Here is a 20,175-nt window from a genome sequence, read left to right on the forward strand (position 1 = left end):
CGGCGCCCCTTTGCGTAACGTCCGAAGGCCGGGCTAGGTCTTGACCGCCACCCCAAGAACGTGCGCCAGGGGCGGGTTGCCGGGCAGGACCGCGAAGCCGAAGCGCTCCAGGGCCTCCACGGCCAGGCCCGCCTCGACGATGCTGGCAGCGGTGTCCCGATTCGGGTGGCAGCCGCCGGCCAGCCGGCTCCAGAGCGGAGTGATCAGGTCCTCGGCCGCCGCCAGCACACGGTGCGCGGAGCGGACGTGCTCGTAGAACAGCAGCCGGCCGCCGGGCTTCAGGACCCGGACGGCTTCGGCCAGGACCACGGCCGGCTCGGCCACGCTGCAGAGCACCAGGCTGGAGACGACGACGTCGACTGAGGCGTCCGCGGCCGGCAGCGATTCCGCGAACCCGCTCCGCACCGTGACCGGCACCGGCGCTGACGCCGCAGCAGCCAGCGCCAGCGCCCTGAGCGTGGGATCCGGTTCGAGCGCCAGCACCCCCGACACCGCCGGCGGGTAGAACGGGAACGTGGCGCCGTAGCCCGCCCCGATTTCGACGACGGCCCCGTGGGCTGTCGCCACCAGGCGCCGGCGGTGGGCCGCGGCTCCCCGGGCATCCATCCGCGGCCCCACCCGGGCGTACGAGCGTCCGAAGGACGTGGTGTGCTCCTCGGCCTCCATGGGCTGCTGTCCGCTCAACGGACCTGGGCCGGATTGAGCTTCAGGCGCCGCAGCAGCTGGGCGTTCAGCGCCACCACCACTGTCGAGGCGGACATCAGCACGGCTCCGGCCGCGGGGGACAGGACGATCCCGGCGAAGGCCAGGGCGCCGGCGGCCAGCGGGACGGAGATGATGTTGTAACCGGTGGCCCAGATGAGGTTCTGCCACATCTTGCGGTAGCTGGCCCGGGAAAGGTCCAGCATCGACAGGACGGCCCGGGGGTCGTTGCCGGCCAGGACGACGCCGGCGGATTCCATCGCGACGTCGGTACCGGCGCCGATCGCGATGCCGACTTCGGCCCGGGCCAGCGCGGGTGAGTCGTTGACGCCGTCGCCCACCATTGCCACCTTCAACCCGCGGGACTGCAGTTCGGCAACCTTCTTGTCTTTGTCGGCGGGGAGGACCTCGGCGAAGACCTCGTCGATGTTGAGTTCCTCGCCGACAGCCCGGGCAACCTGCCGGGCGTCGCCGGTGATCATCGCGACCTTGATGCCGCGGTCCTGCAGTGCCTTCACAGCCTGCCGGGACTCGGTGCGCACGGCGTCCTCGAGACTCACCGCCCCCAGGATTTTTTGCCCGTCAACGACGTGCAGCACGGCCGCGCCGCGGTCCATCCAGGCCCGGGTGGCACGCGCCAGTGCCTGCGGTTCGTCCGCTTCGAGGTCCCGGAGCAGGGCCGGGCCGCCGACCTGGATGGTCCTTCCGTCAACCGTGGCGCGCACACCGCGGCCGGTCATGGACGAAAATCCGGTGGCCGGGGGAATCTGCAAACCTTGCTCCCGCGCTGCCCGGACAATGGCCCGGGCCACGGGGTGCTCGCTGTCTGCTTCGACGGCCGCGGCCAGCGCCAGGAGGCTGTCCCGGTCCACGCCCTCGGCGGCCGCCACGTCCTTGAGAGCGGGTTCGCCCTTGGTGAGCGTCCCGGTCTTGTCGAAGAGGACGACGTCGACGGTCCGCATCCGTTCCAGCGCCATCCGGTTCTTGATCAGGACTCCGGCCCGGGCGGCCTGCTCGGTGGAGATCGCGATGACCAGGGGGATGGCCAGGCCCAGGGCGTGCGGGCAGGCGATCACGAGCACGGTGACGGTGCGGGTGACGGCGTCGGGAATGCTCCCCAGCAGGGACCAGACGATGAATGTGATGACACCGGCGCCGGCGGCGAAGTAAAACAGGAAGGCTGCGGCCCGGTCGGCAAGGGCCTGGGCTTTGGACGAGGAGGCTTGCGCCTCGGCCACCAGGCGCTGGATCCCGGCCAGGGCAGTGTCATCCCCGACGGCGGTGACCTGCACGCGGACGGTGTTGTCCGTGGCCACAGTCCCGGCGACGACCTTGTCTCCGGGTGAGCGGAGGACAGTCTTGGATTCGCCGGTGATCATCGACTCGTCGACCTCGGCCTGGCCGTCGACGACGACGCCGTCGGCCGGCATCCGGGCGCCCGAACGGACCAGGACGGTGTCCCCTGCTGCGAGTTCGCTGACTTTGACGGTTTCCGTGCCCGTTGCGGTGATCCGGTCCGCTTCGTCCGGCAGCAGGGCGGCGAGGGCGTCGAGTGCGCCCCGCGCCGAGCCGAGGGCGCGCATCTCGATCCAGTGCCCCAGCAGCATGATCGCCACCAACAGGGCCAGCTCCCACCAGAAGTCGAGGTCGAAACCGCCGATTCCGAGGCTCGTGACCCAGGAGGCGACGAAAGCGACGCTGATGGCCATGGCGATCAGCAGCATCATGGCCGGTTTCCGGCTCTTCAGTTCATCCAGGCCGCCCTTGAGGAAGGGCTGCCCGCCGTAGAAGAAGATGACGGTTCCCAGCACCGGCGGGATCCAGGCCGAGCCGGGGAAAACCGGCGGCACGTAGCCGAGCAGGTGCCCGAACATCGGGCTGAACAGCACCACCGGCACCGACAGCGCGAGGGTCAGCCAGAACCTGTTCTTGAACATCGCGACGCTGTGGCCGGCGTGCTCGCCGTGGCTGTGCACCTGATGTGCATCGTCCCGGTCGGGCTGTGGCCGGTGGTCGTGGCCGGAGTGGCCGGGGCCGGCGCCGGCCCGCAGTTGATCCGTCTGTCCGCTGTGCTGGTGTTCCATGGTTCCCGCCTCCGGAAAAGTCTCGGCTGGTCCTGATTCCACTCTCCAACATACCCCCCGGGGGTATGGTTGGCAATACTGCAGATGTGCCTGCCGGGGCTGCCGGCCCGAGTCAGCGCACCTCGATGACGCCCATCATGCCGAGGTCTTCATGGTCCAGGATGTGGCAGTGGTAGACGGAGCGGCCGGTGAAATCCCGGAAGTCGATCCGGACCGTGGCCTGCCCGTTTGCCGGCACGTTGACCACATCACGCAGCGTAGCCTTCTCTACGGCCCGGCCGTTCTCCGCGATGAGCTGCATCGGCCACACGTGAAGATGGAACGGGTGGTCCATGGCGCTGCGGTTGACCAGGATCCATTCCTCGACCGTGCCGGCGGCCACAATGGTGTCCGTCCTCCGCTCGTCGAAGGCCAGGCCGTTGATGGTGAAAGCCATTCCCATCCCGGGCCCCATCCCCGCGCCCTGCCCTGGCCCCATGGGCGTGGCAAGGACCAGCTGCCGGCGCGCGGCGACGGTGGCGGAGCGCAGCTCGGGCGGCGCCGGCCCGGCTTCGATGACGGGGGCCGGCGGGGCCGGGTCGCCGGCCACGTCCAGCGTTGCCAGGACGGCGCCGGCCGGATCCTCCGGCCCTTCCTGCTCCGCCGGCCCGTCCGGCCCCATTCCGCGCTGGCTCATCCCAGGCAGGGCTCCGCGGTCATAGGGCACGGCCCTCAGCTCGGATCGTCCGAGGGCGGCCGTAACCAGCAGTTCGGCTCGGTTCCCCGGTGCCAGCAGGACTTCCTGCACGTCCGACGGCGACTGGGCCCGCCCGGAGTCCATGCCCAGGAGCTGGAGTTTCTGCCCGTCCAGCCGCAGCCGCAGGTACCGGGCCACGCAGCAGTTCACGATCCGCCAGCGTTCCCGTTCCCCCGGCCGTGCCGTCATGCGGGGATTGGCCTGGCCGTTGACCAGCAGGAGCGCACCGACGCGTCCGGCCATCCGCTCCGGCAGGGAAGCCCCGGGCACGTTCCCCGCCCCGTCCAGGCTGATGTCAGAGACCAGCAGCACGCGTTCGGTTCCCGCGGCCACCGGTACGGGGTCTTCGACGATGATGGCGCCGAAGAGGCCCCCGAACACCTGGGCGGCGACCCGGCCGTGGTGGTGCGGGTGGTACCAGTACAGCCCTGGCGGGTGCCCGGCCGGGATCCGGTATTCGTAGTCGAAGCTGCTGCCGGGGTCCACGGCCACGAACACGTTGTCGCTGTTGCCCTGGGGTGAAACGTGGAGTCCGTGCAGGTGCAGGTTGCTGTGTTCGGCCAGCTTGTTCACCAGTTTGAGCCGCAGCACATCGCCGGCACGGAGCCGGAGGGTGGGCCCGGGGATGCCGCCGTTGTAGCCCAGCGCCCCCGCCTGCAGCCCCGCCAGGAGGAACCGGCCCGGGGCTGCCTCCAGGCTGGCTTCCAGGACGCCTCCCGCGCTGCTGAGCGCGCCCGGCTGGCCCAGGGCCTCGCCGGTGAGCGGGGCCGGCTGCGAGTTGAGCGACCACCACAGCCCGGCACCGCCGGCAACGGTGCCGGCCATTCCGAGGCCGCCCAGCAGCAGGGCGCTGCGGCGGCTGATGGGTGGCACTACGGACCCTCGCCGAGTTCCTTAACATGCTCGCGGTACTGCTCCGCCGTCAGCTCGCCTTTCGCGAAGCGCTCGTCGAGGATGAGCCGGGCCGGGCTTTTGCCGCCCGGTGTGCCGGGGGACCGGCCCGGAAAGCCCGGCTGGCCGTAGGGTCCGGGATGTCCGGGCTGCGGTCCGCGCCCGGTCCCGCCGAAGATCCGGACCGCGAGCAACACGAGCACAGCGATTCCGACGAGGAGGAGCACCCCCCAAAGCCACATCCACCACAGGTTCTGCCCGTAACCCCACATCATGACTGTTCCCTTCGCCAAAGGAAGCTACTGCTCCCATGGTGCGCCCGCCGGGACGGTGGCGCTAGGGTCCTAAGTCGCCCCCGCCCGTTGCTGCCGGCGCGGGAACGCGCACGGCTGGTGCAGCTCCGGCGGAAACGGGCGCGGGCGCGTCAGCTGATGAGCAGCCCCAGGGCTTCCGCCAAGTGGCCGACCTCGCGGACCGAGAAGCCGGCCGGGACGGGGCCGGGCCCGTTGGGGCTGGCGGGCACCACGGCGTGCGTGAACCCCAACCGGTGGGCCTCCTGGATGCGCTGGTTGATCCCCGGCACGGGACGGACCTCGCCGGCCAGGCCCACCTCGCCGAAGGCGATGAGCCGCTGCGGGAGGGGTTTTTTGGCCTTCGCCGAGGCAACGGCCAGGGCCACGGCCAGATCTGTGGCTGGCTCGCTGAGCTTGACCCCGCCGACGGTCGCCACGTAGGAGTCGTCCTTGTGCAGCAGGCAGCCGGCGCGTTGCTGCAGCACGGCCAGCAGCATCGCCACGCGGGAACTGTCCAGGCCGCTGGTGGCCCGGCGGGGCTGCGCGTTGGCGCTTTCGGCGAGCAGGGACTGGACCTCGGCGAGCAGCGGCCGGCGGCCCTCCAGCGTCACCGTGATGCAGGTGCCGGACACGGGGTCCTTGGTGCGGGAGACGAACAGGCCGCTGGGATCGGCCAGGCCCACGATGCCGTCCTCGTTCAGGTCGAAGCAGCCGACGTCATCGGTGGGTCCGTAGCGGTTCTTGACGGCGCGCAGCAGCCGCAGCCGGGAGTGCCGTTCGCCCTCGAACTGGCAAACCACGTCCACCAGGTGCTCGAGCAGCCGGGGACCGGCGATGGAGCCGTCCTTGGTCACGTGGCCCACCAGCAGGGTGGTCATGTTGCGGCGCTTGGCCGCGGCGATCAGGGATGCCGCGACCTCGCGGACCTGGGAGACGCCGCCGGCGCTGCCTTCGACGTCGGCGCTGCTCAGCGTCTGGACCGAGTCCACAATCAGCAGCCGCGGCTCAAGCTTTTCCACCTGCCCCAGCGCCTGTCCCAGGTCCGTCTCGGCGGAGAGGTACAGCGATTCGGCGACGGCGTCGATCCGGTCCGCGCGCAGTTTCACCTGGGCCGCCGACTCCTCGCCGGTGACGTAGAGGACATCCTGCGCGGTGCGGGCAAACTTGGCGGCGACGTCCAGCAGCAGCGTGGACTTGCCCACGCCGGGTTCGCCGGCCAACAGGATCACCGCGCCGGGAACCAGGCCGCCGCCCAGCACGCGGTCCAGTTCGTCCACGCCGGTGGGCAGGAACGCGGCCGTCGTGGCATCCACGTCGGCGATCCGGCGGGCCGGCTCCAGGACGGTCGTCGCCGCCGTCGTCCGCGCCACGGCTGCGCCGGTTTCTTCCACCGTGCCCCAGGCCTGGCACTCACCGCACCGGCCCACCCACTTGGCCGTGGTCCAGCCGCATTCCGCGCACTTATAGCCCGGCGCCTTGGCGGCGCGGGAAGTCTTTGTAGCCATTGCTCCACCCTAACCGGGGGCTGCGACATTACCGCGGCCGGTCACCCCGGCACGGGTCCTCCGGCCCGGTCCCGGCCGCAGCCCGGCCGGAGTCGGCTCCACGGGCCTACAGGGCGGGCAGGATGTCCCGGGCCTCGTGCGGGTCAACGCCTGCGGCTTCGAGGAGGTCCACCATCAGGGGCCTGAAGAGCATCACCACGGTTTCGCCCTCGAGCCGCTGCACGTCCAGCAGGCGCGGGTGCAGCCGGCCGGCGGTCTCGCGCAGCGCCGCCCTGGCCGTGCGCAGGTGGGCGCGGCGGACGCCGTCGTGCACCTCCGCCAGCCCCAGGCCCAGTTCGTCAATCGCGGCAGCGGTCTCCTGCAGCACCTCGGCAATATTCTCGGTGGCCTCGTCCGAGAGCGCCGCGTGGTTGATTGCGCTGGTCAGCCGGCGCGCGAACACGCGGCTGTTGCGCAAAGCCAGATCGATAAAGTCCACCGACTGAGCCAGCCGGTCCAGCTCATCCCGGTAGCGGCGGTAGGCCGGGGCCAGGGTGGCCACCTCGCCGGAGGAGCGCAGCGTCTGGCGCATAGCGTCGACCAGGGGCTGGCAGTTGCGGCCGCGGATCAGTGCGTGCCAGGCCTGGGTGGAGTCACTGTGGGTCAGGGCCGATGAACACTCGCGCAGCACCTCCGCCAGTTCATGCAGCAGCTTCTTGACGTCGTTGCGGGGTTCGCGGCGCGGATCCTTGGGAATCAGGAAGGTCACCAGCAGCGCGAACACGCCGCCCACCACGGCATCGATGCTCCGGGTGAACGGTCCGCCCGCGGGTGCCGGCAACAGCACCACCAGCAGCGACTGCAGGCCCAGCTGCGTGGTGAAAATAGTTCCGCTGTCCAGGAAGCGGGCCAGTAGAATCGAGAACAGGAGCACGACGGCGGCCTGCCAGATCCCCGCGCCCAGCCAGTGCAGCAGCAGGTCGCCCACCACAATGCCGATGGTGCAGCCCAGACCCACCTCCACGACCCGGCGCAGCCGCGGATCGCGGGAGAAGCCCAGGGCGATCAGGGAGGAGGTGGCGGCAAACAGCGGTCCGGTATGGCCCAGGACGTACTCGGCGAAGGCGTAGGCACCCACGGCGCAGGCCGTCATCTGGAGCGCAGGCACCAGCGAGTTGCGGCTCCGGACAAATCCGGTGCGGACCCGGCCGCGCAGGAATCGTGCGCTTGCAGTGAATCCAGTAGCGGAGGCCATGCCCACCAGTCTATTTGCTGTCCGCAGTGCCACGTCCGGCAGCCGCGGCCCTACGACCGGGACGGGGCTTACGCAATGGCGACCCGTCAGATGTCGGCCAATGGCCCGGCGTCGTTAACCCTCCGTTCACTTTGGACCCCAATTCTCTTCACTTGGGGCACCTAACTTCGGTAAAGGTACAAACCGTATCCACCGTCTTTTCTGCTCGGACGTCTCCGGTCCGGCACGCATCTGAATAACCCTGGAAGGGGTACATCTAGTGAAGGCATCACGCTTCGGCCGCAACGCGGCCATCGCTGTTATCGCAGCCGGCGCTCTCGCGCTCACCGCTTGCGGCTCGGACAACGCAACCAACACCGCTGCGGGCACCCAGTCGGCCGGCGGCCCCAAGGTCACCGGAACGCTGACCGGCATCGGTTCCTCCGCGCAGGGTGCAGCCATGGACGTATGGAAGACCAACTTTGCCTCCGCCAACCAGGGCGCCAACGTGCAGTACTCCCCGGATGGTTCCGGCGCAGGCCGCAAAGCCATCCTCGACGGCTCGGCGCAGTTTGCCGGCTCCGACGCCTACCTCAAGGATGAAGAGGCCGCCAAGGCCAAGGACCAGTGCGGCCCGGACGGCGCCATCGAGGTTCCCGTCTACATCTCGCCGATCGCCATCGCGTTCAACGTGCCGGGCGTAACGGACCTGAAGCTGGACGCCGCAACCGCGGCCAAGATCTTCCGCGGCGAGATCGCCAAGTGGAATGACCCCGCTATCACCGCGCTGAACCCGGACGCCAAGCTTCCGGACCTCAAGGTCACCCCGGTCAACCGCTCTGACGACTCCGGCACCACCAAGAACTTCACCGAGTACCTCGCCGCCGCGGCCCCCGCCGTCTGGAAGGACAAGGCTGACGGTGTGTGGCCTGCCTCGCTGAAGGGCGAGAACGCCAAGGGCACCTCCGGCGTCGTCAAGACCGTCACCGACACCGCCGGTGCTGTCACCTACGCCGATGACTCCGCCGTGAGCGGCAAGATGGGCACCGCCCAGATCAAGGTTGGTTCCGACTTCGTCAAGATTTCCCCGGAAGCTGCCGCCAAGGCTGTGGACCTGGGCAAGCCGGTCGAGGGCCGCGGCGCCAACGACCTGGCCATCAAGCTGGACCGCACCACCACGGAATCCGGCGCCTACCCGCTGGTCCTGGTTTCGTACCACATCGTGTGCAGCACCTACGAAAAGCAGGAAACCGTCGACCTGGTCAAGGCCTTCGAGAAGTACGTGCTCTCCGAAGAGGGCCAGAAGGCTGCTGCCGAGTCCGCCAAGTCGGCTCCGCTGTCCGCCACCCTGTCCGATAAGGCCGTCAAGGCCATCGAAACCATTAAGGTCAAGTCCTAACGTTTGAGCTCTTCCGCTAAGTTCCCCGCCCCGCCGCCTGGCGGGACGGGGAACTTAGCGTTGTATTCCCTAGTTCGTCGAATTTTCCGTAGTTTCCGATAAGTGCGGCCCGGTAACGTTCAGTACATCCGCACCATCAACACCGAAGGGCCAGGTATGACCTCCACCTCCCTGACCAAATCCCAGGGCGCAGGCCGTGCCGGGGACAAAGTCTTCTCAGGTGCCACCCTGGCAGCAGGCTGCCTGATCCTCGCCGTGCTGTTCGGCGTTGCTCTCTTCCTCGTCGTCCAGGCCATTCCGGCCTTCACCGCCCCGGCCGAGGACATCCAGGGCGGCAAGGGTTTCTTCGCCTACATCTGGCCGATCGTCATCGGCACCCTGATCGCCGCCGTGATCGCCCTGGTCATCGCCACCCCGGTCGCCATCGGGGTCGCCCTCTTCATCTCGCACTACGCCCCCCGCCAGCTGGCGTCCGGCCTCGGCTACGTGGTGGACCTGCTGGCCGCCATTCCTTCCGTGGTCTACGGCGCCTGGGGTGCCGCGTTCCTGGCCAAGGAAATTTCCCCGGCCTACAACTGGCTGGCCACCAACCTGGGCTGGCTGCCGATCTTCCAGGGGCCGGCCTCGGCCACCGGTAAAACCATCCTGACGGCAGGCATCGTGCTCGCGGTCATGGTCCTGCCGATCATCACCTCGCTCTCCCGCGAAATCTTCCTGCAGACCCCCAAGCTGCACGAGGAGGCCGCCCTTGCCCTCGGCGCGACCCGCTGGGAAATGATCCGGATGGCCGTGCTGCCGTTCGGCCGCCCCGGCATCATCAGCGCCGTGATGCTGGGCCTGGGCCGCGCCCTCGGCGAGACGATGGCCGTGGCCCTGGTGCTGTCCTCGGGCGCCCTCACGGCAAGCCTGATCCAGTCCGGCAACCAGACCATCGCCGCCGAAATCGCCTTGAACTTCCCCGAAGCCAGCGGCCTGAAGGTCAGCACGCTGATCGCCGCCGGCCTGGTTCTCTTCGTCATCACCCTCGGCGTGAACATGATTGCCCGGTGGATCATCACCCGGCACAAAGAATTCTCGGGAGCCAACTAAATGACCTCCACCCTGACCCCGGTTCGCAAACGCTCGGCCCTGACCAAGGGGCAGCTGCCCAAGGCCGCGCCGTACATCGTGCTGGCACTGGCCCTCGTCATCGGCGCCGCCATCCTGGCCCTCGTCGGCTTCAACGCCTTCGGCTGGGGCATCGTCTCGGCCCTGCTCTTCACCGCCGGCCTCGTCGGCTGGAGCGCCGTCGTTGAGGGCTCCCGCAAGGCCAAGGACAAACTGGTCACCTGCCTCGTGGTCGGCGCCTTCCTTGTTGCCCTGCTGCCGCTGATCTCGGTGATCTGGACCGTGCTGGTCAAGGGCCTGCCCGGCCTGGTGGATCCCGGCTTCCTGAGCACCTCGATGAACGGCGTCACCGGCGCGTTCGACAACAAGAGCGTCGAACAAGGCGCCCCGGTGCTGGGCGGCATCTACCACGCGCTGCTGGGCACCGTGCAGATCACCCTGCTTGCCACCGTCATCTCGGTCCCCGTCGGGCTGCTGACCTCGATCTACCTCGTCGAGTACGGCGAAGACCGCGCGCTGGCCCGGGCTATCACGTTCTTCGTCGACGTGATGACCGGCATCCCCTCGATCGTGGCCGGCCTGTTCGCCGCCGCGTTCTTCTTCGCCGTCGTCGGCCCGGGCACCAAGACCGGCGCCGTGGCCGCCGTCGCACTCTCGGTGCTGATGATCCCGGTGGTGGTCCGCTCCAGCGAGGAAATGCTCAAGATCGTGCCGAACGAACTCCGCGAGGCGGCGTACGCCCTCGGCGTCCGCAAATGGCGGACCATCCTCAAGGTGGTCATCCCGACGGCGATTTCCGGCATCGCCTCCGGCATCACCCTTGCCATCGCGCGGGTGATCGGCGAAACCGCCCCGATCCTGGTCACGGCCGGCTTCGCCACCTCCATCAACAACAACGTGTTCGGGGGCTGGATGGCCTCGCTGCCCACCTTTATCTACACGCAGATCCTCAACCCGACGTCGCCGTCCAACCCGGGTCCGTCCGACCAGCGCGCCTGGGGCGCGGCCCTGGTCCTCATCATCCTCGTGATGCTGCTCAACCTGGCCGCCCGCCTGGTGGCCCGCATCTTCGCACCGAAGGCCGGCCGCTAGGCCACCGCCGGCACCCGGTCCCTACCTCCACAAGTGAAGGAACAGCATGTCTAAGCGCATCGACGTCAAAGACCTGAACGTCTACTACGGCAAATTCCTGGCCGTCGAGGACGTCAACATCAACATCGACGCCAAGTCCGTCACCGCGTTCATCGGCCCGTCCGGCTGCGGCAAGTCCACCTTCCTGCGCACCCTGAACCGGATGCATGAAGTCATCCCCGGCGCCCGCGTCGAAGGCGAAGTGCTGCTCGACGGCGACAACCTTTACGGCCCCGGCGTGGACCCCGTCACGGTGCGTTCGCAGATCGGCATGGTCTTCCAGCGGCCCAACCCGTTCCCCACCATGTCCATCCGGGACAACGTGCTGGCCGGCGTCAAGCTGAACAACCAGAAGATCTCCAAGGGCGAGGCCGACTCGCTTGTGGAGCGCTCGCTGCGCGGCGCCAACCTGTGGAATGAGGTCAAGGACCGCCTGGCCAAGCCCGGTTCGGGCCTGTCCGGCGGCCAGCAGCAGCGCCTCTGCATCGCCCGCGCCATCGCCGTGGAGCCACAGGTTATCCTGATGGACGAGCCGTGCTCCGCGCTGGACCCGATCTCCACGCTCGCTATTGAGGACCTCATCAACGAGCTCAAGGACCAGTACACCGTGGTGATTGTTACCCACAACATGCAGCAGGCCGCCCGCGTCTCGGACAAGACGGCGTTCTTCAACATCGCCGGCACCGGCAAGCCGGGCAAGCTGATCGAATACGGCGACACCCACACCATCTTCAGCAACCCCACCGAGAAGGCGACCGAGGACTACGTTTCTGGCCGCTTCGGATAGGCCGCCTGCCCCATCGAGTGCTCCGTAGGTGCCGTTCTGGGCCGTCAAAAGGGCTCCTAGGGAGCAACCGACGGGTTTTTGACCGGCCCTGGGCCCCGGGCCCTAGAGCCCCGCGAGGGGCGAAAGGGCGAGTTCCAGCACGAAGGCCACCGCGGCGGTGACCAGCGGGGTCAGTGCCCAGAACGCCAGGATCCGGAGCACCAGCCGCCGGTTGGTCCCCGCGTAGCGTTGGTTGGTGCCTGCCCCCAGCACGGCCGCGGTGACCGTGTGGGTGGTGGAAACCGGCCAGTACAGGCCGATCGCCCCCACCAGCAGGATGGCGCTGCTGCTCAGCTGCGCCACGAACCCGCGCATCGGATCCATCCGGATCATCCGGTACCCGATCGTGTAGGAGATCCGCCAGCCGCCCGCCAGGGTGCCGGCCGTCAGCGCGGCAGCGGTCAGCAGGCCCACCCAGACAGGGGTGGAATCGCCGACCGGCAGTCCCGCGGCCAGCATGCCCAGGATCAGTACCGCGCCGGTGCGCTGCCCGTCCTGCAGGCCGTGGCCAAAGGCGACGGCGCCCGCTGCAATCGACTGGGCCCGCCGCGACCTGCTGTTCACCACGCTCGGCGGGGTGTAGCGCGCCGCCCACGTCGCGGGCCACACCAGCAGGTAGGCGCCGGCAAAGGCGATCACGGGGGAGAGCAGCAGCGGCAGCACCACCTGGAAGAGCAGCGACCGGTCCGCGCCCAGGACCGCGTTCCCCCCGACTGCCACGCTGGCGACGCCGGCCCCGGCGAGGCCGCCCACCAGCGCGTGTGTCGAGGAGGAGGGGATGCCGCGCCACCAGGTGTAGAGGCCCCACACCACGGCGCTCAGCAGCCCGGCCATCAGGATGGTCAGGCCGTTGCCGCCGGATGGAAGCACCACCCACGTCCGGCTGACCCCCAGCGCCAGGGCTGCGCTCAGGCCGGCTCCGATGAAGTTGAACAGTCCGGCCAAAAGCACGGCGACGGTGGGGGTCAGGGCCCGCGTCCGGACCGCGAGGGCAACCGAGGAGGAAGCATCACGGAAACCGTTGAGAAAGGCGAACGCCCCGGCGAAGACCACCACCACGGCGAAGAAGAGGACCGACACCTCAGGATTCCTTGACGATGATGCTGCCCACCTGGGTGGCGATCCGCCGCATGTCCTTCGTGACCTCCACGAGCTGGTCCGCAATGTCGCGGTTGCGCGCGTACTGGGCTGATTTCATGTCCTTGAGCATGTCCGCCACCCAGACCCGGTGGGTGCGCTCCGCGCGCTTGGTAAGGCGGAGGACCTCGATCCAGTAGTCCTCGAGGTCATCCAGGTTGTCCAGCCTGCGCATGGCGTCCACGGTGAGCTCGGCCTGGCGGCTGATGATTTCCAGCTGGTCAGCGGCGCGTTTGGGCAGGCGTTCCAGCTTGTAGAGGAACACCAGGTCCGCGGCGGCGTCCAGCTTCTCCATTGCCTCGTTGAGGTAGCGGGAGAGCGCGTACATGTCCTCGCGGGGGAGCGGGTTCAGGAAGCTCGTCCGCATGTGCGTCAGGAGGGCGAAGTGCAGTTCCGCGGATTTCGCCTCGTGGTCATGCATGTCCTCCACCAGGCGCGAGTGCTCGCTGGCAGGGGCGCCGAGGATCTCCGAAAGGGTTCCCGTGGCCAGGGCTATCTGCCGGGCCATCTGGGAAAGCAGGTTCAGCCCTGCGGGCTCCTGGGGGAAAAGGCGCAGCTTCACGTGGGGTTACCGGTCTCCGGACGAGGCTTACACGGGTGTTGTCTGCCGGCCCTGGAACGTGACGATGACCCGCGCATGGGGATCACTTTACCGCCCGTACTTCGCCCGCCGGGAACCGCGCCCGGAGGCGGGCATGAAAATGGTGCCGAACCGGATACGCCTCTCGGCGGTAGGCCGCTCTAGGCGGCTAATTGTTGAAGCCCGGGGGTTTCGCGGCTCGGCACCGCCTTTAGTTTTCACCGTCGGCAGGACCAAGTCAACATTGACAGCCGGGCGCCGGCGTGTGTATCAACAGTGCCGCGAAGCGGCACTGCGGGGCCGGTCGCCGGCACTCCGGGCCGAGGGAGGCGCTCAGTCCAGCTCGCCCAGCCGCCAGGCATTCGCGGCGTGTTCGAGGTCCTCGGCGGTCTTGACCAGGAGGTGCGAATTCCGGGTGAGTTTGCTCGCGTGGCTCTCGTTGCTGTGTTCGGCGCCATCGGCGAGGGTGGCCTGGCCCAGCGCCACCACCCGGCAGAATGCCGCCGAGCGTTCCAGCGCGACGTCGAACTCGCCGTCGAAGGCGCCGGAGAGGATGGCGTCCGCCATGGACTTCATTTCCTCGGCGCCGGGAGGTTCGGCTGCGCCAGCCACCACGTGGGAGACCTGCGCGGTGTCTTTGCCCGCCCTGAAGTAGACGGAAATCCGTTCCGGATCCCGGATGGTGGCGGCGCGGAGGGCGTAAAGCCGCCAGAGGGCGCCGGGGAGGGAACGCGCGGGGCTTTCCGCCCACATCTCGGCGATGGCGTCGAGCCCTTGTTCGTCGGCGAGTTTCACCAGCCGCCGGGTGACCGTGGGGTCGTCGCTGTCCCGTCCGCGGCGCACGAGCGCCTGGGCCGCCAGGTGTGCCGCCTCGGACACCCGCGCCGGGTCCGCGCCGCCGGCGAACGGTTCGAAGTCAATGGGCGCAAAGGGCTTCGGCTTGTGGTGACGGTGCGGTCCGGGGCTGCTGGCTCCTGTTTGCTCGCTCATGCCATCACGCTACTCCTGTGCATTCAGGGAATCGAGCACGGCGCAGTCCGGCGCGAGGGGGCCGGAAGGGAGTACGACGGCGGCGTGTCGGGTCCGGTAACGAAGCGCGCCCGTGTCTGGGGTACAGTGTTAACGTCCAGAAATGGACTGGGCCGACGCGCCCGCCAATGGGGTGGATTTCCTCCCGTTGCGGCTGTCGGCTGGGGCCTTTAGCTCAGTTGGTAGAGCATCGGACTTTTAATCCGTGGGTCGTGGGTTCGATCCCCACAGGGCCCACTCTTTTAGCGAAGAGTGGAACAACCCCCGGCAGCCTGGCAACAGGAAGCCGGGGGTTTTTTGCGCCCGGATTCCGGAGCCGCGGGAGCCGCCGGAGCACATGAGACAAGCAAGCCTGGCTAGTAGTTAGTTCGGCTAGGATTATTGGATGAACTCGGATACCGCGGCAGGCTCAGGCTACTGGTATGGCCCCGACGAGCGGATCGACCCGCCCACCGCGGTGCTGCAGGCCCTCCGCGGGTACCGGGCGGCCGAGGTTGCCACCCGGCGCTCCACCCGGGACTCCATGGGCATGGGCGAGACCGACCTGCTGGCCCTGCGGTACCTGCTGCGCGCGGAGTCCGCCGGGGAGCAGGTAGGACCCAAGGACCTGAGCCGTATGCTTGGCATCACCACGGCTTCCACCACATCGCTGATCGACCGGCTCGTGACCAGCGGGCACGTGCGCCGCGAGCCGCACCCCACCGACCGGCGCTCCCTGGTGATCGTCCCCACCGCCGCGACGGATTCCGAGGTGCGCGCCACGCTCGGGGAGATGCACCGCAGGATGCTGGCGGTAGCGGAGGAGCTCACCGCAGAGGAGTGCCACGTCATCGTGGCCTTCCTGCAGCGCATGACCGAGGCCCTGAACGAGCCCACCGAACGACACTGACGCGCGGCGAGAGCGCCCGTGGAGAATATCTGCGCCTAGCAACTAGCTAGTTGGACTAGTGATATGTATGCTTACTACTTGTGTCAGATAATCGTTTGCGTGGAGGAGTCGTGGCTGAGTTGTTGACGATCGCCGGAACCCCGGGAGCCGGTGCGGGCCCGCAGGTTCCGCCCCACTCGCCGGCCAAGCCGGGCGCCGCGGCCCCCCTGCTGCCCTCGAACCCGCCCAGCCAGGCGCCCAGCCATTGCGGAACCCCGATGGAATGGACGGCCCCGGCGCTGGATGCCGTGTCCGTCCACACCTTCGACGCCGGCTTCGCCTCCGCCGGGCTTCCGCCGGTGTGGCGATGCGAGTGCGGATTTCAGCTGGACGGCATCGTCCACACCTCCAACGCGCTCGCCGCGCTGTCGTGAGCGCCGTGCCCGTGCCCGTGGCGGCGCAGACCCGCCCCGCAGCGTCGACCGCCGGCCTCAGCGGCCGGATCCTGCCCCTGCCCGGGGCTCCCGAAGGCCGCTTCCTGGTGCACGAACTCCTGGGCAGCGGGGCGACCGCCACGGTCTTCCGGGGAACTGACCTGCTCAGTGGCAGGCCGGTGGCCCTCAAGGTGGCGCAGGGCCCCACCGAGAAGGACGCGCGGCGGATCCATTCCGAAGCGCGCGTGCTGTCCTCGCTGGACCACCCGGCCGTTGTCGGCTTCGTCGCCGCCGGCACGGTGCCGCCCGGTGGCCAGTGGGCGGGCCGACCGTTCCTGGTCGAGGAGTTCGCCTACGGCGGCAGCCTGGCGGAGCGGATCCGCGGCGGGATCTCCGGGCCGGAGGAAGTGGCCGGCTGGGCCGCCGCCGCGTTGTCCGGGCTCCGTCACATCCACTCACGCGGGCTCGTCCACCGGGACGTCAAGCCTGCAAACATCCTGCTGAGTGCGCTCCGGAGGTGTTCGGTCCGAATCGCCGACTTCGGGATCGCCACGCAGGCCGGCGCTGCGCCTGAACCCGGCGAATCGTCGGGCACCGTGCATTACATGAGCCCGGAGCAGGCGGCCGGGCACCCGCTCCACGCGGCCTCCGACATCTATGCGCTGGGGCTGGTGCTGCTCGAGTGCCTCACCGGGGTGAAGGCGTACCCCGGAACCCCCGTCGAATCGCTCGTGGCCCGCACCCTGCGCGGGCCGGAGATCCCGGCCGAACTGGGGGCCGCCTGGGTGTCCCTGCTGGCCGCCATGACGGCGATGGATCCCGCGGCGCGCCCTACGGCGGCAGCGGCCCACAAGCTGGCCGGCAGGCTCGCGCGGGCCCTCCCGCCGCTTCGCCTGGTCGGCTGAGGGTCGGACAAGCCGCCGGCTGCCCGACCACCAGTACTCCCCCGACGTGGATAGCATGGCTTGCAGGCCGGCGGCCGGAAACGGCGGCCGGAAAACCGCGGTGGAAGAGGGAGCCATGTCGATGCAGGCAGTGCCCCCGCGGCCCGCGGCGGTCGAGGTGGTTCGGCGGCTTCGCGCTGCCGGTTGCGTTTTTGCCGAAGAAGAGGCCGCCCTGCTGGCTGCCGCCGCGGCCACGGCCGGCGAGCTGGAAGCGCTGGTCCGCCAGCGGGTCTCGGGGTTGCCGCTGGAGCAGTTACTGGGCTGGGCGGAGTTTTGCGGCCTCCGCATCGCTGTGGACCCTCACGTCTTTGTTCCCCGGCGCCGCACCGAGTACCTCGTCCGGCAGGCGGCAAAGCTCCTGCGCGCAGGAAGCCCAGGCAAGGCGGGTCGGGCGGGAAGGGTGCCCGTCGTCGTCGACCTCTGCTGCGGCTCCGGCGCCGTCGGTGTCGCGCTCGCTGCGCTGGCCGGGCCGCTCGAGTTGCATGCAGCTGACCTCGACCCTGCTGCGGCGGCCTGCGCGAGGCGCAACCTGCTGCCGCTGGGAGGGGAGGTGTACGAGGGCGATCTCTACGGAGCATTGCCGGAGCGGCTCCGCGGCCGGGTGGACCTCTTGGCCGTCAATGCGCCCTACGTTCCCTCGGCGATGATCGGGACCATGCCGCCCGAAGCCCGCCTGCACGAGCCGCAGATTTCCCTCGACGGCGGCCCGGACGGGCTGGAGCTACAGCGGCGTGTAGCCGCCGCGGCACCGGAGTGGCTGGCGCCGGGCGGCTACCTGCTGATGGAAACCAGCCGGCGGCAGGCGCCGCAGACGGTCGAAATCTTTGCCGGAAACGGGCTCTCCGGCCGAGTGCTCAGCTCTCGGAAGCGGGACGCCACCGTGGTGCTGGGCCCCGTCAGTGCCGGTGCTACGGGCCCAAGCCGCTGCTGAGGGGGCCCATCCCCGTCGTGTTTGAACCCGTCCGGTCAGTGCTTGTCCGGGTCGACGTTGGTGGCCGGCCCGGCGGGAGTGGCGCCGCCCTCGTCGGACCAGTCCTGCCCGGTTTCGTCAGTTAGGGCGGGATCCGAATGGACGTCCGCTGCGGCCTCGGAACCGCCGTCCACGGCGATGTGGGCGCCACCGGAGGTCCCCAGGTTGGCCGTGCCGGGGTGGGTGCTGTGGGCCGGGATGGCGCCGGTGGGGGTTGCCGCGGGGCTTTGTGCCGGGCTTTCAGGGCCGGAGGCGCTCCGGGCCGGGGTGTCGTCCCTGTGGGCGGCGGAGCTGATCACGGTTCCGGCGCGGCGGGCGGCCTCGGTGAGCTGGCTGGAGACTTCGGGGGCCTTTTCCTTGACCACGTCGGCCGCGGCAGCCACCTTGTCCTGGACCGGCTTGCTTTGCCAGATGTCTGCTGCCCGGGCCTTCAATTTTTCGTAGGCGGCCCGGCCGGAACGGGATCCCAGGACGTAACCTGCCGCAAGGCCGGTGCCGAAAAGAAGTTTGGCTTTCATGCTGTACTCCTGCTCTTGGTGCTCTGGAACTGTTCGAAAAGGTGGTGGTGCCAAAAAACCGGCCCCAGGAAGGAATCCCGGGACCGGTTTCCGGTCACACCGATTTAGCGGTGCGAGCGCTTGGTGATCATGCCGTAAACCAGCAGTACGATGATCGCACCGCCGATCGCCAGCAACCACGTCGTCAGCGAGAAGAATTCCTGCAGTCCGGTGCCGAAGATCGCGCTACCGATGAGGCCGCCCAGGAGGGCGCCCACAACACCAAGGATCAGCGTGATGACCCAGCCACCACCCTGACGTCCCGGCAGGATAGCCTTAGCAATTGCTCCGGCAATAAGACCCAGAATTAGAAATGCGAAAAAACCCATTTTATCGGCCCTTCTCTTTCATTGAGGAGACACCCGGGTTGCCGGGTGCGCTTCATCCTTCTGCCTAAATACTAATCATGCTTACTATCAAAACGCCACTCGGCACGCGGAAAAGTTCCAAAATCCTTGTATTTACCGGGAATTTACGCGCGGATAGCGGGCCGGAAATGCGCAGACGAGCACCGCTCCGGGCGGGGTCATGGCCGCGGCGGCGCTCACCATGCGTAGTCTTCCGGGGCGGTCCGGGGGCCCGGAAAAATGGCGTCCAGGCGCTCGAGGGCCGCGGCGTCGAGCTCAATCTGCAGGGACCGGAGGGCGGCGTCAAGGTGCTCCCGGGTCCGTGGTCCGGTGACCGGCGCCGTCACGGCCGGCTGGTGCAGCAGCCAGGCCAGTGCCAGTTCCCCGGGTTCATGGCCGAGCTCGTCGGCGAAGTCCTCATAGCGGCGGATCTGGTTCCGGTGCTTATTGAGGGCTTCCAGGGCGCGGCCCTCGGCCCGGCGGACGCCGTCGTGCTCCTTCTTGAGCACGCCACCGAGCAGCCCGCCTTGCAGCGGCGACCACGCCAGGATCCCCAGGCCGTAGTGCTGCGCGGCCGGAACCACCTCAAGTTCCACGTTGCGGGTCAGCAGGTTATAGATCGACTGCTCGCTGACCAGTCCGTTTGAATGCCGGTGCGCTGCGGCCTCCTGTGCCCGGGCCAGGTGCCAGCCGGCGAAATTGCTGCTGCCCGAGTACACGATTTTCCCCTGCTGCACCGCGACATCCACGGCCTGCCAGATCTCTTCCCAGGGGGTGTTCCGGTCCACGTGGTGGAACTGGTAGAGGTCGATGTAGTCGGTGCGGAGGCGCCTCAGGCTTGCGTCGAGGGCCCGGCGGATGTGCAACGCGGAGAGCCGCGACTCATTCGGCTGGTCCGCCATGGTGCCGTAGACCTTGGTGGCCAGCACCGTCCGTTCCCGCCGGCCGCCGCCCTGGGCAAACCAGCGGCCCAGGATCTCCTCCGTCCAGCCGCGGTGCTTGGAGCCTCCGTAGACGTCGGCCGTGTCGAAGAAATTGATGCCGGCGTCCAGTGCGGAGTCCATGATCGCATGGGCATCCGGCTCTGCCGTTTGCGGACCGAAATTCATGGTGCCCAGGCAGAGCCGCGAAACTTTCAGGCCGGAGCGGCCCAGCTGGGTGTACTGCATTCGCCGGCCTCCCGGACGTCAGCGCTCCAGCCGGAACCCGAGCTTGATGGTCACCTGCCAGTCGGCGACCTGGCCGTTTTCGAGGTGCCCGCGGATCTCCTTGACTTCGAACCAGTCCAGGTTCCGCAGGGTCTTCGCGGCCTCGGTGATGCCGTTGCGGACGGCGGCGTCCACGCCTTCATTCGAGGTCCCGACAATTTCAGAAATGCTGTAGGTGTGATTAGACAACTTCGCTCCTCGTGATCGTCATCGG

General features: G+C 68.7%; 21 protein-coding genes and 1 tRNA gene. 9 read left to right on the forward strand and 13 right to left on the reverse strand.

Going from position 1 to position 20,175, the window contains the following annotated elements:
* Positions 1-33 precede the first annotated feature (33 nt).
* The 6 genes from ACUYM2_RS00770 to ACUYM2_RS00795 all read right to left on the reverse strand — a co-directional run bounded on the left by ACUYM2_RS00770 (position 34) and on the right by ACUYM2_RS00795 (position 7,445).
* On the reverse strand, positions 34-684 hold the full coding sequence (locus tag ACUYM2_RS00770) for a class I SAM-dependent methyltransferase (protein ID WP_481598330.1): 651 nt from the start codon (positions 682-684) through the stop codon (positions 34-36).
* Positions 681-2,786, reverse strand: a complete 2,106-nt coding sequence (locus ACUYM2_RS00775; protein ID WP_481598331.1) for a copper-translocating P-type ATPase — start codon at positions 2,784-2,786, stop codon at positions 681-683. The genes ACUYM2_RS00770 and ACUYM2_RS00775 overlap by 4 nt, the downstream gene beginning before the upstream one ends.
* Before the next feature lie 112 nt (positions 2,787-2,898).
* Positions 2,899-4,395, reverse strand: coding sequence for a multicopper oxidase family protein (locus ACUYM2_RS00780; RefSeq protein ID WP_481598332.1), 1,497 nt, complete (start codon positions 4,393-4,395; stop codon positions 2,899-2,901).
* Complete coding sequence (locus tag ACUYM2_RS00785) at positions 4,395-4,688, reverse strand: SHOCT domain-containing protein (RefSeq protein ID WP_481598333.1); 294 nt, start codon at positions 4,686-4,688, stop codon at positions 4,395-4,397. Before ACUYM2_RS00785 ends, ACUYM2_RS00780 begins: the two co-directional genes overlap by 1 nt.
* A gap of 149 nt (positions 4,689-4,837) precedes the next feature.
* Positions 4,838-6,211, reverse strand: a complete 1,374-nt coding sequence (gene radA / locus ACUYM2_RS00790) for a DNA repair protein RadA (RefSeq protein WP_481598334.1) — start codon at positions 6,209-6,211, stop codon at positions 4,838-4,840.
* Positions 6,212-6,317: 106 nt separating this feature from the next.
* Positions 6,318-7,445 carry an FUSC family protein gene (locus ACUYM2_RS00795; protein WP_481598335.1) on the reverse strand — a complete coding sequence of 376 codons (1,128 nt, stop codon included), beginning with the start codon at positions 7,443-7,445 and terminating at the stop codon, positions 6,318-6,320.
* Between the two features lie 259 nt (positions 7,446-7,704).
* Here ACUYM2_RS00795 and pstS point away from each other — a divergent pair, with 259 nt between their 5' ends.
* From pstS to pstB, 4 genes are all read left to right on the forward strand, one after another.
* Positions 7,705-8,823, forward strand: a complete 1,119-nt coding sequence (pstS, locus tag ACUYM2_RS00800) for a phosphate ABC transporter substrate-binding protein PstS (RefSeq protein ID WP_481598336.1) — start codon at positions 7,705-7,707, stop codon at positions 8,821-8,823.
* Positions 8,824-8,979: 156 nt separating this feature from the next.
* Positions 8,980-9,912, forward strand: a complete 933-nt coding sequence (pstC, locus tag ACUYM2_RS00805; RefSeq protein WP_481601365.1) for a phosphate ABC transporter permease subunit PstC — start codon at positions 8,980-8,982, stop codon at positions 9,910-9,912.
* Positions 9,913-11,022, forward strand: coding sequence for a phosphate ABC transporter permease PstA (gene pstA, locus ACUYM2_RS00810; protein ID WP_481598337.1), 1,110 nt, complete (start codon positions 9,913-9,915; stop codon positions 11,020-11,022). It abuts the gene before it with no gap.
* Between the two features lie 46 nt (positions 11,023-11,068).
* Positions 11,069-11,848 (forward strand): phosphate ABC transporter ATP-binding protein PstB, encoded by a 780-nt coding sequence (gene pstB / locus ACUYM2_RS00815; protein ID WP_481598338.1) that lies wholly within the window; start codon positions 11,069-11,071, stop codon positions 11,846-11,848.
* 102 nt (positions 11,849-11,950) lie between these two features.
* Here pstB and ACUYM2_RS00820 read toward each other — a convergent pair whose 3' ends face one another.
* From ACUYM2_RS00820 to ACUYM2_RS00830, 3 genes are all read right to left on the reverse strand, one after another.
* A complete protein-coding gene (locus ACUYM2_RS00820; protein ID WP_481598339.1) occupies positions 11,951-12,967 on the reverse strand; it encodes an inorganic phosphate transporter in 1,017 nt (338 codons plus the stop codon).
* Position 12,968: 1 nt separating this feature from the next.
* Positions 12,969-13,586 (reverse strand): DUF47 domain-containing protein, encoded by a 618-nt coding sequence (locus ACUYM2_RS00825; RefSeq protein ID WP_481598340.1) that lies wholly within the window; start codon positions 13,584-13,586, stop codon positions 12,969-12,971.
* 351 nt (positions 13,587-13,937) lie between these two features.
* Positions 13,938-14,594: a hypothetical protein gene (locus ACUYM2_RS00830; protein ID WP_481598341.1), complete on the reverse strand. Its 657-nt coding sequence runs from the start codon at positions 14,592-14,594 to the stop codon at positions 13,938-13,940.
* Positions 14,595-14,797: 203 nt separating this feature from the next.
* Between ACUYM2_RS00830 and ACUYM2_RS00835 the strand changes: the two genes are divergently transcribed.
* The 5 genes from ACUYM2_RS00835 to ACUYM2_RS00855 all read left to right on the forward strand — a co-directional run bounded on the left by ACUYM2_RS00835 (position 14,798) and on the right by ACUYM2_RS00855 (position 17,810).
* A tRNA-Lys gene (locus tag ACUYM2_RS00835) sits at positions 14,798-14,870 on the forward strand.
* Positions 14,871-15,018: 148 nt separating this feature from the next.
* Positions 15,019-15,522 carry a MarR family winged helix-turn-helix transcriptional regulator gene (locus ACUYM2_RS00840; protein WP_481598342.1) on the forward strand — a complete coding sequence of 168 codons (504 nt, stop codon included), beginning with the start codon at positions 15,019-15,021 and terminating at the stop codon, positions 15,520-15,522.
* Between the two features lie 110 nt (positions 15,523-15,632).
* Complete coding sequence (locus tag ACUYM2_RS00845; RefSeq protein ID WP_481598343.1) at positions 15,633-15,935, forward strand: hypothetical protein; 303 nt, start codon at positions 15,633-15,635, stop codon at positions 15,933-15,935.
* Entirely contained in the window at positions 15,932-16,840 is a 909-nt protein-coding gene (locus tag ACUYM2_RS00850) for a serine/threonine-protein kinase (protein ID WP_481598344.1), read from the forward strand. The genes ACUYM2_RS00845 and ACUYM2_RS00850 overlap by 4 nt, the downstream gene beginning before the upstream one ends.
* A gap of 115 nt (positions 16,841-16,955) precedes the next feature.
* Positions 16,956-17,810 (forward strand): putative protein N(5)-glutamine methyltransferase, encoded by an 855-nt coding sequence (locus ACUYM2_RS00855; protein ID WP_481598345.1) that lies wholly within the window; start codon positions 16,956-16,958, stop codon positions 17,808-17,810.
* Between the two features lie 35 nt (positions 17,811-17,845).
* Here the strand turns inward: ACUYM2_RS00855 and ACUYM2_RS00860 are convergent, their stop codons facing one another.
* The 4 genes from ACUYM2_RS00860 to ACUYM2_RS00875 all read right to left on the reverse strand — a co-directional run bounded on the left by ACUYM2_RS00860 (position 17,846) and on the right by ACUYM2_RS00875 (position 20,150).
* Entirely contained in the window at positions 17,846-18,367 is a 522-nt protein-coding gene (locus ACUYM2_RS00860) for a hypothetical protein (protein WP_481598346.1), read from the reverse strand.
* A gap of 104 nt (positions 18,368-18,471) precedes the next feature.
* A complete protein-coding gene (locus ACUYM2_RS00865) occupies positions 18,472-18,735 on the reverse strand; it encodes a GlsB/YeaQ/YmgE family stress response membrane protein (protein ID WP_175322464.1) in 264 nt (87 codons plus the stop codon).
* A gap of 215 nt (positions 18,736-18,950) precedes the next feature.
* Positions 18,951-19,922: an aldo/keto reductase gene (locus tag ACUYM2_RS00870; protein WP_481598347.1), complete on the reverse strand. Its 972-nt coding sequence runs from the start codon at positions 19,920-19,922 to the stop codon at positions 18,951-18,953.
* 18 nt (positions 19,923-19,940) lie between these two features.
* The gene (locus tag ACUYM2_RS00875; RefSeq protein ID WP_476866914.1) at positions 19,941-20,150 is read right to left on the reverse strand and encodes a dodecin; all 210 of its coding nucleotides are present in this window, start codon (positions 20,148-20,150) and stop codon (positions 19,941-19,943) included.
* Positions 20,151-20,175: the final 25 nt, after the last annotated feature.

The sequence above is a fragment of the Arthrobacter sp. SD1074B genome (assembly GCF_056780195.1).

Excerpts from the sequence above, each read along its gene's own strand:
- ACUYM2_RS00870 (WP_481598347.1), bottom strand. The coding sequence starts at position 19,922 with ATGCAGTACACCCAGCTGGGCCGCTCCGGCCTGAAAGTTTCGCGGCTC.
- pstC (WP_481601365.1), top strand. The coding sequence starts at position 8,980 with ATGACCTCCACCTCCCTGACCAAATCCCAGGGCGCAGGCCGTGCCGGG.
- ACUYM2_RS00855 (WP_481598345.1), top strand. The coding sequence starts at position 16,956 with ATGTCGATGCAGGCAGTGCCCCCGCGGCCCGCGGCGGTCGAGGTGGTT.
- pstB (WP_481598338.1), top strand. The coding sequence starts at position 11,069 with ATGTCTAAGCGCATCGACGTCAAAGACCTGAACGTCTACTACGGCAAA.
- ACUYM2_RS00785 (WP_481598333.1), bottom strand. The coding sequence starts at position 4,688 with ATGATGTGGGGTTACGGGCAGAACCTGTGGTGGATGTGGCTTTGGGGG.
- ACUYM2_RS00795 (WP_481598335.1), bottom strand. The coding sequence starts at position 7,445 with ATGGCCTCCGCTACTGGATTCACTGCAAGCGCACGATTCCTGCGCGGC.
- ACUYM2_RS00865 (WP_175322464.1), bottom strand. The coding sequence starts at position 18,735 with ATGGGTTTTTTCGCATTTCTAATTCTGGGTCTTATTGCCGGAGCAATT.
- pstA (WP_481598337.1), top strand. The coding sequence starts at position 9,913 with ATGACCTCCACCCTGACCCCGGTTCGCAAACGCTCGGCCCTGACCAAG.
- ACUYM2_RS00860 (WP_481598346.1), bottom strand. The coding sequence starts at position 18,367 with ATGAAAGCCAAACTTCTTTTCGGCACCGGCCTTGCGGCAGGTTACGTC.
- ACUYM2_RS00840 (WP_481598342.1), top strand. The coding sequence starts at position 15,019 with ATGAACTCGGATACCGCGGCAGGCTCAGGCTACTGGTATGGCCCCGAC.
- ACUYM2_RS00775 (WP_481598331.1), bottom strand. The coding sequence starts at position 2,786 with ATGGAACACCAGCACAGCGGACAGACGGATCAACTGCGGGCCGGCGCC.
- ACUYM2_RS00830 (WP_481598341.1), bottom strand. The coding sequence starts at position 14,594 with ATGAGCGAGCAAACAGGAGCCAGCAGCCCCGGACCGCACCGTCACCAC.
- radA (WP_481598334.1), bottom strand. The coding sequence starts at position 6,211 with ATGGCTACAAAGACTTCCCGCGCCGCCAAGGCGCCGGGCTATAAGTGC.